Below are 15,906 nucleotides of genomic sequence, written 5' to 3'. Positions count from 1 at the left end.
GCGCTCACGCGCGCCGCCGGCCGCGCGCGATCCACAGCATGCCGCCGAGCAGCGCGAGCCACGGCGCCGGCGAGCCGCCCGCCGGCGAGCCGCCCGCGGCGCGGCAGTCGCAGCCGTCGCCGCCGCCGTCGAGCCCGCCGCCGCTGCCCGACGAGGACGACGCCTCGCTCGATGAGCTCGCCACGCTCGAGGCCGCCCCGCCGCCGCCTTCCCCCCCTGGGCAACCCCGGGTCGCGGCCGGCCCGGCCTCGGTCGGGCAGGCGTCATCGATGTCGCTCACGAAGTCGTTGTCGTCGTCCGTGTCGCAGTCGTCGCCTGTGCCGTCGCCGTCCGTGTCGGTCTGGGCGGGGTTCTCCCTGGCCTTGCAGCTGTCGCACGCGTCGCCCACGCCGTCGGCGTCGGCGTCCGCCTGGTCCGGGTTCGGGACGGCAGGGCAGCTGTCCGCGCTGTCGAGCACGCCGTCGCCGTCCGAGTCGACGCCATCGTCCTCGCAGGCGTCGCCTGTGCCGTCGCCGTCCGAGTCCTCCTGGCCGGGATTGGCCACCTTGGGGCAGTTGTCCGCGTCGTTGTACAGGCCATCCTGATCATCGTCGATATCACAGGCGTCGCCGATGCCATTGCCGTCCGAATCCTCCTGTCGCGGGTTCTCCGCCAGAGGGCAGTTGTCGCCCAGGAGCACGCCGTCGCCGTCGAAATCGATAGCGCCGGGCGTCGGGACGGCGCACGCGGCCCAGGTCGACGACAAGGGCTCGCCGGTCTCGACCGCGCCGGTCACTCCATTTCCCCCGCTCGCGCGCTGGGCGCCTTCGGTGAAGTCCTGCCGGCAGCTCCCGCCCGCGTTCGACAGCGGCGCGTGCAGCGCGACGTCGTCCGCCGCGTCGTCCAGGTAGGCGCTCGGCGCGCTCCCGGGGTCCGGCCCGTCGATTGAACCACCCGTCTTGTCGACAGGCGCGTTCGGCCCCGTCCCGCCATAGAAGACGTAATCGACGTCCCTCACGAGGTCGCTCACGCCGTCCCAGTAAAAGAGGATCAGGCACTCATGATCGTTCGTCAGCCCGCGCGTCTCTCCCACCGATGCCGGGAGCGGCTGCCGCATGTCGGGCACGACGGCGACCGACTTGCTCTCCCCCTCGCCATAGGTGGCCGTGCTGTGGATCTCGTAGGTGGGGTGCGAGCCCCAGCCCTCGAACGACCTGGTCTCGTTGCACCCCATGCGGTAGCACTCGGCGCCTCCGAGCGACACGGTCTGGATCTCACCGGGGCCGATCGCGGCGCCGTCCGGGAACCGCACAAGGAAATCGTTCGTGTTCGGGAGCGTGGGGCTCGGCGTGACGAGCTGGTGGTAGAAGCGGTAATCAGCGAGGTAGTAGTCCGAGAGGTCCACCGCGCGGCTGCCCGGGTTGTAGATCTCGACGAACTCCGCGGCCGTCGGGTGGACGAGGAGCTCCGTCAGGAGGAGCTTCGCGGGGCTCGACACCTGCGCGCGCATCCGGCCGTGGAGCGCGTCGAGCTCCAGCGTGACGACCTGCCCGGCCGCCGCGCTGAAAGCGCCGTTCGAGGAGTCGCGCGGGGCGTAGCTCCAGCCGTTCGCGCCGAGCCTCGTGCTCCACGGGCCCTGCGCCGCGAACTTGAAGGAGGTGCCGGAGAGCGCCGTCCGGGCGACGAAGCGGTACGTATAGACCTCATCGCCCGCGCGACGGTCGCCGAGGCGGCCATCGTCGCGCGCGACCGTGAGCGAAGAATGAGGGTTCCAGTCGGTGTCGCCCACAGAACCCTGCCAGTCTCCGACGGCGACCCACACCTGCGGCGCGCCGTCGGCATCGATCGAGGCGCTGCGCGAGTCCGAGGCCGATTCCGTCGCCGGTAAGAACCCTTGTGCGGTCAGGTCGCGTGTGTCGTAGTAAAAGGTGACATCGTAGGGCGGTGTCCCGCCGGCCAGCGTGAAACGCAGGCTCTCGCCGCTGGCCGCGCCCGCGCCGCCATCGTCGAGATCGACGCCGTTCCGCGAGATCTTGTACTCGACGTCGCCCCGCGCCGCGAACGACACCGCCGCCGTGAAGACGCCGTCCCCGGGCGTCGCGTCCGGCGCGATCCCGTCGTCGCGCAGGGGGGAGCCGCGGGGTGCGTCCCACGCTCCGAGCTCCGGCGTGGAGCCGGTCACCGTCGGCAAGGCGAGCGCCGCCCTGGGCAGGAGCGAGAGCAAAGCGAAGCTGATGCCGACGAAGGAGCGGCGACGTCGCACGGGGCCACCTCGGTGCCGGGGCGAAAACTCCGGACAAGCGGAACCCTAGCGCAGGACGGACGAACAACGAAGTCACAAAGCACGAACAATCCAGCGCTCCTGAGGCGGCGTCACGCGCCAACCATCGATGAGCGCTGAATCCCGACCTCGACCGCCTCGGGCTGCGTAAAGGTGCCTCGAGGTCGCGGCTCAGGCGCGCGGGTCGCTCCGAGGGCCCGGGCGGAGCCGCTTCCTCACCGCGGGACAGCCGCTGTGGCGGGGCGAGGCGAGTCCTCGCGATGCGAGATGCCCGTGAGGACGCTCTTCACGCTGGTCTGACCGGCGCGGTCGCCCGTCGCGTCGAAGAGGGCGAGCGCCCTCGTGTAGTCGAGCGCCGCTCCGGCGGTGTCGCCCTGCTCGCAGCGCAGGTCGGCGCGCGCCTTGAGCACGGCCGCCTGGCCAGCGCCGTCCCCCAGCGCTTCGAAGAGCCGGAGCGCATCCTCGTAGTCGCGCTGCGCGCCCGGGAGCGCGCCCCGCTGGCGGCGCAGGTCGCCGCGGATCTTGAGCGCGGCGGCCTCGCCCGGGCGATCGCCGCTGTCCCGGTACAGGAGGATCGCATTGCCGTAGTCGCGCGCCGCGAGCGCCGTCTGGCGCTCTCGCAGGCGCAGGTCGCCGCGGGCCTGCCACGTGCGCGCGTGGGCCTGCTCGCACCCGAGCGCACGGAGGAGCTCGGCCTGCGGGAGGAGCTCGCGCGCGGCGCGGCCGCCCGCCCCGCGGCCCTCCTCGACGCCGCTCGGGGGCGAGCGGAGCTGGCTGAGGACGCGCTCCTCCACGCCCTCGAGGATGTAGAGCGCCCGGTCGTAGTCGCGCGCCGCGCCCGCGAGATCCCCCTCCCGGAAGCACAGATCGCCGCGCGCCTTGAGCACGTTGGCCTCGCCCGGGCGATCGCGGCAGGCCCTGAGGAGCATGAGCGCGCAGCTGTAGTCGCTCGCGGCGCCCTGCGCGTCGTCCTGGTCGAGCCGGAGGTTGCCGCGCGCGAGCAGCGCCATCGCCTCTCCCGTCCGGTCGGCCGCCGCCTTGAAGAGCGAGAGCGCCCGCTCCTCATCGCGCAAGGCGGCCGCGAGATCCCCCTGCCGTCGGCCGAGGTCGCCGCGGAGCAGGAGCGCCGTCGCCTGCCCGCGCCCGTCCCCGGCCGCCTCGAACGCGGCGAGCGCCTCGCCGCAGGCCGCCGCGGCGTCCTCGAGCGCGCCCTCGCGGAGGCGCAGGGCGCCGCGCGCGAGGAGCTCCTTGGCGCCGCGGAGGGCGTCGTCCTCGACCGGCGCGCTCCGCGCCGCGGCGCGCTGCGCGTTCGCGCGCACCGCCTTGCGAAGGACGTCGCGGTGGCCCGGGCGGCCGCGCTCGCGGGCGGCCGGCGTGGCCCGGAGCGTCCCGAAGGTGCCCCGCCGCTTGCTCGCGAGCTCGGCGCGCCGCGCGCCCTCGATCGCCGCGAGCGCGCGCTCGCGCAGCTCGGAGAGCGCGTCGCCGCAGAGGCGCGCCGCCTCGTCGAGCAACCGCTGCTGGACCTCGGACGTGAGCCCGAGATCGAGCACCGTGCAGGCGTCGACGAGCGCCCGCGCCAGCACGTCGGCGCCGCGCGCGCCGTCCCGGAACGCGGCGATGTCGAGGGCCGCGAGGAGCTCGGCGGCGATGCGACGGCGCATCGCCGCCTCGGGTCGCCCCTCGGCCGCGGCCGTCCAGAAGAGGAGCGCCTGCATCGCGTCCGCCGCCCCGCGGTGCAGCGCGTCCCAGCGCTCCGCGTCGCCGACCATGTCCTTTCGGGCCACGGCGCGCACGAGCGGCGTCACCCGGTAGGTCTGCGTGGCCTGATCGAGCGACACGAGCCGGCCATGCACGAGCAGCTGGAGCGGCCGCGCGGCGGAAGGCGCGGGCTTCCCCGCCGCGGCGGCGACCACCTCGAGCGGAACCCCCGCCGCGGGCAGCGCGGCGAGCGCTTGCACCACGCCGCGCGCCTCCTGGCCGAGGGACTCCAGCGCGTCACCGAAGACCACACCCAGGATCTCGTCCCCGGGCCCTTCTGGATCCAGATACGTCGCATTTTTCCGCAGGTAAGCCTCGGTCGACATCCCCGTCCGCCGCAGCGTGGCGGCGGCGATCTCGACCGCGGCGGGCAGATACCCGAGCGCAGCGACGAGCGCATACGCCCACTGGACCTCTGCCGCGGGCGGCGCTTCCGTCCCCCATGCACCCTGAGAGAGGGCGGACATCGCAGCGGAGACCGAGAGCACCGAGACCCTGAGCTCAGCTGTCTTCCGATCTCCGGACGTGGAGCGGAACCTCAACATTTCGCCTCTATCATTCCAGAAGAGCTGGTTGTCCGAGCAGGCGCCGGCGGGCTCTCGACCCGTGACGACACGCCTGCTGGCTCCCATGAGCCTGGAGATTGCTGCTGTTGCGAAGAGCTTAGCGCGGCGCGGGACGGGCTCAACGACCTTCCAGGTTTTCGCGCGCGGGGTGGCCCGCGCCGCGCGCGCTCCGTGTCGCGACTTCGCACCGGCGCCACGCCCGCGCTGGCATAGGCCCGGCATCGGCTTGCCTCTCCATGGGCCAGCGCGTTCGACGACATGGAAAGATGGAACCCTGCGCTGGACACCCGCTCGGCGCCGCCGGGGTGTCTGTCCCGCGGCGGGATCGAAGAGAGAAGAGCCCACGCATCTCCGCGGACCCTGCGGTGAGGCGAGCGGCGCGGGAGGAGACCCGCGGGCGGGAGATCCGGGTCGGGGACGAGGTCGTCTATGTGACCGAGACGGGCACCGGGAGGCCGGCGGTGCTTCTGCCCAGCATGCTGATCAGCGGCATGACCTACCGGTCCACGGTGGACGCGATGGCGCGGCGCGCCCGGGTGCTCGTCGTGGAGCTGCCCGGCTCGGGCCGCGGCTCGCGGCTGCGCGCGCCGTGGACGCTGGAGCGGTACGCGCGCTGCGTCGCCGACACGCTGCAGATCTTGCAGCTCGATCGCGTCACGCTGATCGGCCACTCGCTCTCGGGCGCGGCGGCGCTGGTCACCGGCGCCCTGTACCCCGAGCGGCTATCGGGGCTCGTGCTTGCCGATTCCGTCGGAGTCAACCCGCCAGGCTCGGTCCTGGCGCTCGCCCTCGGGCGCGCGGCCGACGCGCTGTTCGAGCCGCGCTTCTCCGTGCGGGCGGCGCCCGCTCTCCTCCACAACCTGCTCTGCCACACGCGGAGCGCGCTGAGCCTCCTGCGGATCGCCGCGACGGCGGACCTGAGCGCCTACGCCGCGCGCGTGCGCGTGAGGACGCTGCTGGCCTGGGGCGCGCGCGACCTCACGGTGCCGCTCGGCTCGGCCCTCGCCATCCAACGCCTGATCCCGGACTCGACCCTTGTTGTCTCCGCGAAGGGGAGCCACGACTGGATCGTGGCGCGACCCGCGGAGTTCGCGGACGCGGTCGCGAGGTTCATGGCGCGCGGCGGCTGAGCATGGGGGTATCGTGGCGCGCCGGCGTGCGCTACCCTCGTCCCGACGTTCTTTGGCGTGAACCTCGGGAGCGCGGCGAGCGCCGCGCCGCCGTCGCAGGGGGTGGGCTTGACTGGTTTGTGGCGCCTGCTGGAACAGGCCGCGCGGCGGGCGCGGCTCGCGATCCCGCTCCTCGCGCTGCTCGCGACGATGGCCCTGTGTCGCCCCGCGCGCGGCGATGCGGCGCCCGCGCCGGCCGCGGGGGCGGGCGCGGCCGGCGCCCCCGCGCCGCCGGGGCCGCGGCCGCTCCCGCCGATCCCCGGCGCGGGGAAGGTCACCGTGGTCGCGATCGCCGGCGCGATCGACCTCGGCCTCTCGCCGTTCCTGGAGCGGGTGCTCGCCGCCCAGGGGGAGGGCGATCTCCTCGTGCTCGACATCAGCACGCTCGGCGGGCGCATCGACGCCGCGCTCGCCATCCGGGACGCGCTGCTCCGGGCCCGCGCCCGCACCGTGTGCTGGGTCAACCCGCGCGCGATCTCGGCCGGCGCGCTCATCTCGCTCGCCTGCGACGTCATCGCGGTGGCCCCAGGCGCGACGCTCGGGGCGGCGACGCCGGTGCAGCTCGGCGAGGGCGGGGAGATGAAGCCCGTCGCCGAGAAGATCGTGTCGTACATGCGCAAGGAGATGCGCGCGACCGCGGAGGCGAAGGGGCGGCGCGGCGACATCGCCGAGGCCATGGTCGACGCCGACGCGGAGGTCCCCGGGCTCGACGAGAAGGGGAAGCTGCTCACGCTCGACGGCGCGCAGGCGCTCGCGTGGGGCGTCGCCGAGGTGCAGGCCGGCAGCGAGGCGGAGCTCTTCGGCGCCCTGGGCCGCCCGCCGCCCGGCGAGATCGCGCGCCCGCGCCCCAGCTTCGCCGAAGAGCTCGCGCGCTTCCTCTCCGATCCGACGCTCTCCGGGATCCTCATGACCCTCGGGATGCTCGGCATCCTCCTCGAGCTCTACGCGCCGGGACACGGCGTCTCGCTCGCCGTCGGGCTCTCGTGCCTCGCGCTGTTCTTCTTCGGGCACCACGTCGTGAAGCTCGCCGGCTGGGAGGAGATCGCGCTCTTCGTCGCCGGCGCGATCCTCATCGCGGTGGAGATCCTCGCCCCGGGGCACGTCGTGCCCGGCGTCGTGGGCGCGGGATGCGTGGCGCTCGCCCTCCTCCTCGCGCTCCTCGATCTGGAGCGCGTGCCGCTCGACATCGCCTGGCACGCCGGCTGGCTGCCGCGCGCGCTCGCCACGGCGAGCGTCTCCCTCGCCGCGACGGCGGCGCTCGCCGTGGTCGCCGCCCGCGTCGCGCCGAGGACGCGGCTCGGGCGGCGCCTCGTCCTGGACACGGCGATCCGCGCCGTCGCCACCGAAGGACCTTCCGGGAGCTCGGCGGCGCCCGCGTCGCTCGCGTCGGCTGTGGGCAGGGTCGTCACGGCCGACACCGATCTGCGCCCCTCGGGCAAGGTCTCGCTCGACGGTCGGCGCGTGGAGGCGCTCTCGGAGCTCGGCTACGTCGAGGCGGGCGCCCGCGTCCGCGTGATCCGCGCGGACGCGGGCCGGCTCGTCGTGCGGGCGATCGCGGGCGGCTCGGGCGAGGAGGCCGGCGCGTGACGCCGGCGCTGCTCGTCGTCGCCTTGCTCGTGGCGGGCCTCGTGCTGCTCGCCATCGAGGTGCTCGTCCTGCCCGGCATCGGCCTCGTCGGGGTCCTCGGCGGCGCCGCGGTGCTCGGGGCGGTCGCGCTCGCGTGGGCGGTCCTCGGGACCGGCTATGGCCTGCTCGCGCTCGGCGCGGGCGTCTGCGCGACGGGGCTCCTGTTCTGGGCCGTCCCGAGGACCCGGGTGGGCCGCAGGATGGTGCTGCTCGAGACCCAGCAGGGCGGGCGCGGCCCGGATGCGCGGCTCGCCGCGCTGATCGGCAAGGAGGGCAGGGCGCTCACGCCGCTGCGCCCCGCCGGGACGGTCGAGATCGAGGATCGCGCGGTCGATGTCGTGACCGACGGCCTCTACGTGGAGGCGGGCACGCCCGTGCGCGTCGCGAGCGTGGAGGGGAATCGGGTCGTCGTCGAGCCGCAGAAGCCCTAGGGCGCGCGCGAGAGGCGGCCCTTCACGGACAGGACGGGTGAAGAGTGGATATGGAGATCATCTCGGTCATCGTGATCGGCGGGCTCGTGCTCGTCGCCATCGTCGCGACGCTGTACATGATACCGCTCCGGCTGTGGATCGCCGCGCAGGCGTCGGGCGCCGCGGTCTCGATGCTGACGCTCATCGCGATGCGCCTGCGCCGGGTGCCGCCCGATCAGATCGTCAACGCGCGGATCAGCGCCGTGAAGGCCGGCCTCGAGGGGGTGTCGATCGACATGCTCGAGGCGCACTACCTGGCCCGCGGGCGGGTGGAGGCGGTCGTCTACGCGCTCATCTCGGCGGGCAAGGCGGGGATAGCGCTCGATTTCTCGCGTGCGGCCGCGATCGACCTCGCCGGCCGCAACGTGCTCGAGGCGGTGGCGATGTCGGTGAACCCGCGGGTCATCGAGACCCCGAAGGTCTCGGCGGTGGCCAAGGACGGCATCCAGCTGCTCGCGATCGCGCGCGTGACGGTGCGCGCCAACATCGATCGCCTCGTCGGCGGCGCGGGCGAGCAGACGGTGCTCGCCCGCGTCGGCGAGGGCGTGGTCTCGACCATCGGCTCGGCCAACGACTACAAGCACGTCCTCGAGAACCCCGACACCATCTCGAAGAACGTGCTCAAGAAGGGGCTCGACGCGGGGACCGCGTTCGAGATCCTCTCGATTGACATCGCCGACGTGGACGTCGGCTCCAACATCGGCGCGAAGCTCCAGACGGAGCAGGCCGAGGCGGACAAGCAGGTCGCGCAGGCCAGGGCGGAGTCGCGCCGCGCGCTGGCGGTGGCGCAGGAGCAGGAGATGAAGGCCAGGACGCAGGAGATGCGGGCGAAGCTCGTCGAGGCGGAGTCGATGATCCCGCTCGCCGTCGCGGAGGCGCTCCGTACGGGCAAGCTCGGCGTCATGGACTACTACAACATGCGCAACGTCATCGCGGACACCGAGATGCGCCAGGGCATCGCCGGCACCGCGGGGGGCAAGCCCGACCCCGTCGGGGAGTCGTGAGATGCCGCCGCGGGACGCTGCGAGCCCGCTCCTCGCGTGGCTCGGCCGCCGCGAGGGGCTCGCGCGGCGCTTCGTGCTGGCCGAGGTGCTCGGCCCGCCGCGCGCGCTGTCGCCGCATGCCACCGCCCTCGGGCGGCCGGTCGGCTGGCAACACCCCGAGGACGCTGGACCGGCGCCATGGATGACCTCGAGCGCTACGTCGGCTATCTCGTCGCGGCGGCCTGGCTGATCGTCCATGCCGCGATGAAGTTCGCCGCCCGGCGCCTGGAGCGCGCCGCGCGCGCCGAAGCGATCCGCGCGGCCGCGGCCGCGGTCGAGGCGCGGCGCGGTACGCTGCCAGCGAGCGCAGACGAGCCGCGGGGCGACGCGCCGCCTGCCGGGGCCGCGCGGCGGAGCGCGGCGCCGCGGGCGGCGGTGCCGTTCGGTGCCCCGCTGGCGCCCGATGCAGCCCGGCTGCGCGCGGCGCTCCTGCGGCTCGGCGAGCTCGACCGGAGCGCCGCCGCGCTCGGCGAGGCGGCGCGCCACGAGCGCGCGAACCGGCGCTTCGCGGACGTGCTCACCACGTTCGTCCCGCGCGAGATCGCGCGGCTGCGCGCGGCCGTCGACGCGGGCCTCGGGGCGCGCGAGGTGGAGGCCGCGGCGGATGACATCGAGCTCGTGGTGAGCGAGATCGCGGTGCTCGCGCGGCAACGCCGCGACCCCTCGCTCCTGGCCGAGCTCGGCGACGCGGACGCCCTCGCCGACGCCTGCTACGCCCCGGTGATCGCGTTCGCGCGGGCGGAGGGGCTGCCGCTCCGGAGCGGCGTGCCGGCCACGCAGCTCACGCGCTTCGAGCTCTCCATCTGGACGGGCTTCATCCCGACGTCGATCGCGCCCATCTTCCTCCCCGCCGACTTCTTCTCGACGCCGCTGCGCTGGCCGGCGCTCGCGCACGAGATCGGCCATGATTTCCTGGCGTCGGTCGACGGCCTGGAGCCGGCCCTGCGCCGCGAGCTCGGCCTGCCCGACCGGAGCGAGCGAGCGCGCCCGCTCGCCCTGGACGACGATCGCGCCGGGCCTTCCGAGCTCGGGCGGGTGTTCGGCGCGTGGTTCGAGGAGATCTTCTGCGACGTCTTCGGAACGCTCATGTTCGGCCCCGCCTACGTGCTCACGATGAGCGGGCTGTTCTTCCAGGAGGACTCTCCGTACGCGTCGCTCGCGCTCCAGACCGACGCGGGCGGCGCGCGCTATGACGAGCACCCTCCGCCGCACCTGCGCGTGCTCATCGGGTGCATGGTCCTCCAGCGGGCCGGGCTCGGCGATGCCGCGGGCGCGCTGAGGGAGGCGTGGGCGCGCCGCCACGCCGAGGTGGACCTCGACGAGCTGCTCTTGCCCGCGGGGGGGGCGTGGCACGCGTTCCCGCTGTCACCCTTCACCGAGATGGCCGAGCGGCTCGTGGAGCGCCTCTATGCCGGACCGCTCGTGGCCCTGTCGGGCTTCGGTCTGCAGGACATCAGCGGGCTCGACTACGGCCCGCACGCGCACCAGGAGGGCCTGCGCGCGCGCGACGCGCTGCTCGCCGGCCGGGTCCCCGCGGTCCGCGACGCGCGGGCGCTCCTCGCGGGCGCGGTGCTGGCGGCGCACCAGGCACCTGAGAGGGCGCTGCTGATCCTGACCCGGGCGCGCGCCGCGATCCCGGCGCTCGGCACGAGCGAGCAGCGCCCCGACGCGTTCGCGCCGGCCCTCGGGGCGTTCAGGGTCGCGCTCGACCGCCGCGCCGTGACGGAGGCGCTGCTCTTCCGGGAGGCATTGCTGCCACCGAGAGCGCTGCGTGCGCGCCGCCGGGCGCGCATCTAGGCCGCGCTCGGAAGAGAATGAGTCGAGCTGCCAGGTCGTGCTCGGACGAGAAAGAGTCGAGACGCCGGTACGCCGAGGACGCCAAGGAGAAGATAGATGAGAGAGGTGGAATCTTTCTCTCTTTGTGTCCTGGCGGTCAGCTGTCTGTCACGCTTGCCGCGCCGCGCCGCGCGGATCAGAGGGCGTCGAGCTCGGCCGCCCCCTGCACGGAGTGGACGGTGTGGATCGTGGGCGTCCGAGGCGCGGCGAGGCTGCCTGCCGCGATCAGGGACAAGGGCGCGCGCGGCGGGGCGAGGCTGTCCGACTGGAGCTTCACGAGCTCCTCGCGCTGGTACTTCCACACGGTCCGGTAGCGGAAGAACGGCACCGCCGGGTAGAGGTGATGGATCAGGTGATACGTCTGCCCGAAGAGCAGCACGTTGAAGAGCGCGCTGTCGATCGCGCGCGTCGCGCGATACCGGTTCTGCGCCGCCGTGACGCCGTGAGGGTAGTGAGGCAGGTAGTCGAAGGCGAACGCGAGGAAGAAGATCGCCATCCGCGCCGGCACGATCCAGTAGAGGAGCGCGAGCTCGCCGTAGCCGAGCCCGAAGGCCAGCGCCACGAGCGCGAGCATCGCCGCGAGCGTCGCGACCGTCTCGATCCGCTCGGTGCGCTTCTGCGCGTGGTACGAGCGCAGAAACAGGTAGTAGTAGTGGAGGTCCTGCGTCGCCCAGCGGAACGGGAGGAGATACCACGGGCCGCGCCCGCTCCAGTGGTCGGGATCCCGGTCCTCCTCGTTCGTGTGCTTGTGATGCTCGATGTGGAAGTGACGCACCGCCAGGAACGGCGCCATGAGCAGCAGCCCCGACAGCCGTCCGACCACGCCGTTCAGCAGCGCGGAGCGCGCCAGCGACCGGTGCGCGGCCTCGTGCATCGGCGTGAACGCGGCATACGCGGCCACCGCCGCCCCGAGCACCGCCGGCACCGTCGGCACCCAGCCCATGACGCCGGCGTAGACCGCCGCCGCCCAGAGGGCACACGCCCCCGCGAAGAGCGCCAGCGTCGGCCACTCGATCGGCCGGGTCTGCAGCAGCCCGCTCGCCAGCGGCAGCACGCTCCAGATCGCGGGCCGCCCTGAAGGCCGCCCTGACGGTCGTCCTGACGGTCGCCCGGAAGGTCGCACCGAGGGCCGGCTGGAACGAGGCTCGTCGTTGTTCATCGTGAAACTGCAGGCCGCTGGCCGCCCCGATGGACGACTGAGTCGATTCTCGTCGTTGTTCATGGCGTTCAACACTCCCGGGGGAAGCTTCGGATCTTCACTCTTGTGACAGCGGACGATGCACGCCGGATCGAGCGCAAGCGAACGTTCGACCACTCGGGACCGCGCTCCAGGGATCGCACCGAGAGGTCGTCACCGGCCGGCGATCTCCAGAGCGAGGTCCTCCACGGCCATTCTCTCGAATGAACAGGGAGCGCCATGGGCGTTTCCGCTGCGAGAGAAGGCGGGAGTTGCTCGCAGACGAGCACGAATCCAATCTAGCAGCCTCGCAACAGGAGCACAACGAGACTTTCGGAGCAATGCGTTGGGCTCCTGGTTAGCGGTGAGCGGTTAGCTGGATTCCAGAAGCGGACTCTTCTGTTGTGCTTTCACCGGGGTCGCGGTGGCCGTGGTGGCCGCGGCTCTTGCCGCTCTTGCGGCTGCCGCGTGAGCGAAGCGCGCGGCCTGGCTGCCTGTGCGGAGCCGGCCCGGAGCCGTGGCGCTGAGCATGCCGACACCGTCGGAACCGTGCAGGGGCGCCTTTTCTTTCTCTTTTCCTTCTAGATGTGCCGCAGCATCGCGCTCACCTCGCTGGCACAACCCCACGCCAGCGTGTACCCCGCGCCGCCATGGCCGTAGTTGTGGATCACGCGGCCTTCGCGCTCGAGCCGCACGGTGCTCCGATACGGGCGCAGGCCGGCGCGCGCCCTGAGCAAGCGGCCTGGTCGAAGACCGGCCGCGCGCACCCGCTGGAGCATTGCGTCAGTACGCTCGGGGTCGGGCGTCAGCGGGTGGTCGTCGGGGGACGGAATGACACAGCCGCCAATCACGATCTCGCGACGCCGCGGGACGACATAGACGAGCGCGGATTCGTCCCTTTCATCACCCAGTGCGACATCTAGGGGTATCTCGCCTGGCTCGACGATGGCTACCTGGCCGTAAAGGGCGAGGAGCTCGCCGTCGCCGGTGAGGGCGCGCGCCCCGAGCCCGGTGCAATTCACGACGCCGTCGCCCTCGACCTCGGCGAGCGATTGCACGCGCTCGATGCGCACCGGGCTGTGGAGCTGCGACTCCAGCCAGGGCAGGTGCAGCGACGGCTCGATGCGCGGCGCCGTGAACCGGAAGCTGTGCGGCGCGCCCAGCGGGTGCGGTCCAGGCTCGAGCGCGAGGTCCGGGGCGCTCGGGGCCCACCAGGGCAGCTGCGTGTCGTCTGACGCCTCGCGCGTGGTCAGGAGATCCACGCCCGCCTCGGGGTGCTGCCGTGCGATGCGCGTGAGCTCATCGAGGCTCGCCCGCGACCAGGCGTTGACGCGCTCGGGCGGGTTCGCCGCGAACGGGTGCCACAGCGCGGCGGCGACAGCGGACGTCGTGCGCTCGCCGCGCTCCGCCGCGATCACCTGCACGCGGTGCCCGTCGCGCTGGAGGACGACCGCCGTGGTCAACCCGATCACCCCTGCGCCCACGACGGTGATGTGCCGCTCCGGCGCTTGTCTCGTCGACGACTCCACGGTCGCGCGCTCTAGCACGCTGCACCCCTGCGTCGAGATCGCACGTCGCGCCCGGCGATCGAAGCCGATCGGTCAGCCGTCCCGCGCCGCCCCGCGCCGCCTCGATCCGCTCGCGCCGTCCCATGTGGCGCCCGGCCGCCTGCGCCGAACCCGGGGGCCTTCACCTCGCGGAGCGCGCGCGGCGCGGCGCGGCGCTCCTCCGGGGCCGGCTGCGCGCCGCGCCCCGGACGGCGCCGCGCGGCCGCGGTGGTCTGCGCCTCGCGCGCGCTGACGCGGCCGCGCACGGACGGTGCTACGCAGTCCCGGTCCGCAGCGCCGGGCTCGCCGCGGTCCCGCGGCTCGGCGCGCGGCGCGAGGGACCATGTCGAGCCACCGCTTCAACGATCCGGAGATCGCCGCCGTGTATCGCGCCATCCACGAGCGGCGCGACATGCGCCACTTCCTGCCCGAGCCGGTGGACCCCGACGCGCTCGCCAGGCTGCTCGCGGCCGCGCACGCCGCGCCGAGCGTGGGCATGATGCAGCCCTGGCGGTTCGTGCGGATCACGGCGCCGGAGCTCCGGCGCGACATCCACGCGCTCGTCGAGGCGGAGCGCCTCGCCACGGCGCGCGCGCTCGGGGAGCGCGAGGACGAGTTCATGCGCCTCAAGGTCGAGGGCATCCTGGAGTGCGGCGAGCTGCTCGTCGCCGGCCTCATGGCGGGGCGCGAGGCGCACGTGTTCGGCCGCCGCACGCTGCCCGAGATGGATGTCGCCTCGGTGGCCGCGGCCATCCAGAACCTGTGGCTCGCGGCGCGCGCGGAGGGGCTCGGCGTGGGATGGGTATCGCTCTTCGAGCCGGGAGGGCTGGCCGCGCTGCTCGGCATGCCGGCGGGCAGCAGGCCGCTCGCCATCCTGTGCGTCGGTCACGTGGCGGCGTTCTACGATCGCCCCATGCTCGAGGCGTGCGGCTGGGCAGCGCGCCGCCCGCTCCCGGAGCTCGTCTCCGAGAACGCCTGGCCCGAGGAGGCCGCCGCGGCCGGCGAGAGGAGCCCGTGATCCCGGCGCGCTCGCGCCGGTGGGCGAGGCGAGCGCGCAGGCAACGAGGCGAGCGCGGCGCTCCGCGGAGCTACAGGTCCCGCGCGCAGCGGGCGCCGATGTTGTTGACCCGGTCGAAGGGATAGCTGTAATCGCGGTTGCCCGCGCGCACGTCCGACGCCGGCGCGCGGTAGCTCCCGCCGCGCGTGACCCGCGTCGCGTCGCGCTCGCCGTCCACGCGATGCACGCAGTCGATGCACGACGTGGGGAGCGCGTCGCGCCACCAGTCCATCGTCCACTCCCACAGGTTGCCGGCCAGGTCCGAGTGCCCCCATCGCCCGTCTCCGCTCGGCTTCGACCCCACCGGCAGGATGTCGCTCAGCGCGCAATCTCCCGCGGCGCTCCCATCGCCGGTGCACCCATAGGCGGCGCGCGCGCTGTCGATCCCGGAGCCCCAGGGATACGGTCGGTGCTCGTCGCCTCCAGCGGCCGCGTAGTTCCACTCCGCCTCGGAGGGCAGGCGGCCGCCGTCCCACGAGCAGAACGCGAAGGCCTCGAACCAGGTGATGCAATTGATCGGGAGCTCCTCGTTCGGTCCCGGCTCGTCGGTCCATGTCCAGAGGAGATCACCATTGCATTGCAGCGCCGATTTCAGCATCGCGGTGTTCGGCGCGAGCCGCTGGTTCCATCCCGCGATCCACCCGCTGCCGTCGACGTGAGGGTGCCGGCCAGCCCCGATCGCGGGCGGGCTCTCCTGCACGCCCCGCCCGGCCCCCACGAATGCTCGAAATCGCCCCACCGTGATCTCGAACCTGTCCAGGCGGAAATCGCTGACGGCCGCAGGGAACGAGTCGTCCGTGCTCGATTCACCGTCGTAGCTCCTCAGGTACGTGCCGCAGGGGACCCGTCTGTTGCCGCAGCAGCTCGCCTCGCCGGGACCGCAGGTGTCCCCGGCGCCCGGCCCGCCGCCCGCGCAGCTCCGAGGCATGGCCAGCACGTCCGGCGAGCCGCACGTGTTCGGGCAACCCGGCTCCCCGCACTCGCCGCACGCCGCGCCGCCCTCGCACAGGACGCAGGCCCCGGCGCCATCGCACGCCGAGCCGCCGTCCGATCCACAGGGCGTCCGCGCCGGCCGCGGCAGCTCCGCGCACAGGCCCTCGCCGCACACCACCTCCATGCAGGCGCTCTGCGCCGGCGGGCAGTCCTCCACCGGGTCGACGCAGGTGTCCGTCGCGCCGCCACCGTCACCGCCGCCGCTGCTGGTGCTGCTGCTGCCGGTGCTGGCGCTGATGCTGGTGACGCCGCCGCCTCCGCCGCCCTCGGACCCACTTCCGCCGCTCCCGGACCCGTGGTCACCGGAGAAATCACGGATGCGTGGGCTGCAACCCGACACGAGAGAGACGGACACGAGGAGCGCCAATTGTCTCATGTACGGCATCCTACGCCACCCGGCGGGC

Annotated in this window: 11 protein-coding genes; 6 read left to right on the top strand and 5 right to left on the bottom strand. The window is 73.5% G+C overall.

Annotation, left to right across the window (positions count from 1 at the left end; translation table 11 throughout):
* Window positions 1–4: 4 nt before the first annotated feature.
* Complete coding sequence (locus WME75_RS28725; protein WP_437477583.1) at window positions 5–2,242, bottom strand: thrombospondin type 3 repeat-containing protein; 2,238 nt, start codon at window positions 2,240–2,242, stop codon at window positions 5–7.
* A gap of 233 nt (window positions 2,243–2,475) precedes the next feature.
* Window positions 2,476–4,485: a hypothetical protein gene (locus WME75_RS28720; RefSeq protein WP_437477581.1), complete on the bottom strand. Its 2,010-nt coding sequence runs from the start codon at window positions 4,483–4,485 to the stop codon at window positions 2,476–2,478.
* 464 nt (window positions 4,486–4,949) lie between these two features.
* Here WME75_RS28720 and WME75_RS28715 point away from each other — a divergent pair, with 464 nt between their 5' ends.
* The 5 genes from WME75_RS28715 (at window position 4,950) to WME75_RS28695 (ending at window position 10,689) form a co-directional block, all read left to right on the top strand.
* Complete coding sequence (locus tag WME75_RS28715) at window positions 4,950–5,714, top strand: alpha/beta fold hydrolase (protein WP_437477578.1); 765 nt, start codon at window positions 4,950–4,952, stop codon at window positions 5,712–5,714.
* A 57-nt stretch (window positions 5,715–5,771) separates the two neighbouring features.
* Window positions 5,772–7,340 carry an NfeD family protein gene (locus WME75_RS28710; RefSeq protein WP_437477575.1) on the top strand — a complete coding sequence of 523 codons (1,569 nt, stop codon included), beginning with the start codon at window positions 5,772–5,774 and terminating at the stop codon, window positions 7,338–7,340.
* Window positions 7,337–7,810 carry an NfeD family protein gene (locus tag WME75_RS28705; protein ID WP_437477572.1) on the top strand — a complete coding sequence of 158 codons (474 nt, stop codon included), beginning with the start codon at window positions 7,337–7,339 and terminating at the stop codon, window positions 7,808–7,810. The genes WME75_RS28710 and WME75_RS28705 overlap by 4 nt, the downstream gene beginning before the upstream one ends.
* Window positions 7,811–7,860: 50 nt before the next feature.
* Window positions 7,861–8,853: a flotillin-like protein FloA gene (floA, locus tag WME75_RS28700; RefSeq protein ID WP_437494947.1), complete on the top strand. Its 993-nt coding sequence runs from the start codon at window positions 7,861–7,863 to the stop codon at window positions 8,851–8,853.
* A 177-nt stretch (window positions 8,854–9,030) separates the two neighbouring features.
* Window positions 9,031–10,689: a hypothetical protein gene (locus WME75_RS28695; RefSeq protein ID WP_437477569.1), complete on the top strand. Its 1,659-nt coding sequence runs from the start codon at window positions 9,031–9,033 to the stop codon at window positions 10,687–10,689.
* 175 nt (window positions 10,690–10,864) lie between these two features.
* On the opposite strand, the gene WME75_RS28690 is transcribed toward WME75_RS28695, so the two are convergent.
* Window positions 10,865–11,782: a fatty acid desaturase gene (locus WME75_RS28690; protein WP_437477566.1), complete on the bottom strand. Its 918-nt coding sequence runs from the start codon at window positions 11,780–11,782 to the stop codon at window positions 10,865–10,867.
* A 704-nt stretch (window positions 11,783–12,486) separates the two neighbouring features.
* Window positions 12,487–13,434, bottom strand: coding sequence for an FAD-dependent oxidoreductase (locus WME75_RS28685; RefSeq protein WP_437477564.1), 948 nt, complete (start codon window positions 13,432–13,434; stop codon window positions 12,487–12,489).
* 361 nt (window positions 13,435–13,795) lie between these two features.
* Between WME75_RS28685 and bluB the strand changes: the two genes are divergently transcribed.
* Window positions 13,796–14,470 carry a 5,6-dimethylbenzimidazole synthase gene (bluB, locus tag WME75_RS28680; RefSeq protein ID WP_437477561.1) on the top strand — a complete coding sequence of 225 codons (675 nt, stop codon included), beginning with the start codon at window positions 13,796–13,798 and terminating at the stop codon, window positions 14,468–14,470.
* Between the two features lie 70 nt (window positions 14,471–14,540).
* Here the strand turns inward: bluB and WME75_RS28675 are convergent, their stop codons facing one another.
* Window positions 14,541–15,878: a formylglycine-generating enzyme family protein gene (locus WME75_RS28675; RefSeq protein WP_437477558.1), complete on the bottom strand. Its 1,338-nt coding sequence runs from the start codon at window positions 15,876–15,878 to the stop codon at window positions 14,541–14,543.
* Window positions 15,879–15,906: the final 28 nt, after the last annotated feature.

This window comes from Sorangium sp. So ce1014, from assembly GCF_051521505.1.
Taxonomy (GTDB): Bacteria; Myxococcota_A; Polyangia; order Polyangiales; family Polyangiaceae; genus Sorangium.
Note: the sequence above shows the minus strand (reverse complement) of the source record. Positions and strands in the feature narration are given on the sequence as shown.

Excerpts from the sequence above, each read along its gene's own strand:
- WME75_RS28675 (WP_437477558.1), bottom strand. The coding sequence starts at position 15,878 with ATGAGACAATTGGCGCTCCTCGTGTCCGTCTCTCTCGTGTCGGGTTGC.
- WME75_RS28720 (WP_437477581.1), bottom strand. The coding sequence starts at position 4,485 with ATGTCCGCCCTCTCTCAGGGTGCATGGGGGACGGAAGCGCCGCCCGCG.
- WME75_RS28695 (WP_437477569.1), top strand. The coding sequence starts at position 9,031 with ATGGATGACCTCGAGCGCTACGTCGGCTATCTCGTCGCGGCGGCCTGG.
- bluB (WP_437477561.1), top strand. The coding sequence starts at position 13,796 with ATGTCGAGCCACCGCTTCAACGATCCGGAGATCGCCGCCGTGTATCGC.
- floA (WP_437494947.1), top strand. The coding sequence starts at position 7,861 with ATGGAGATCATCTCGGTCATCGTGATCGGCGGGCTCGTGCTCGTCGCC.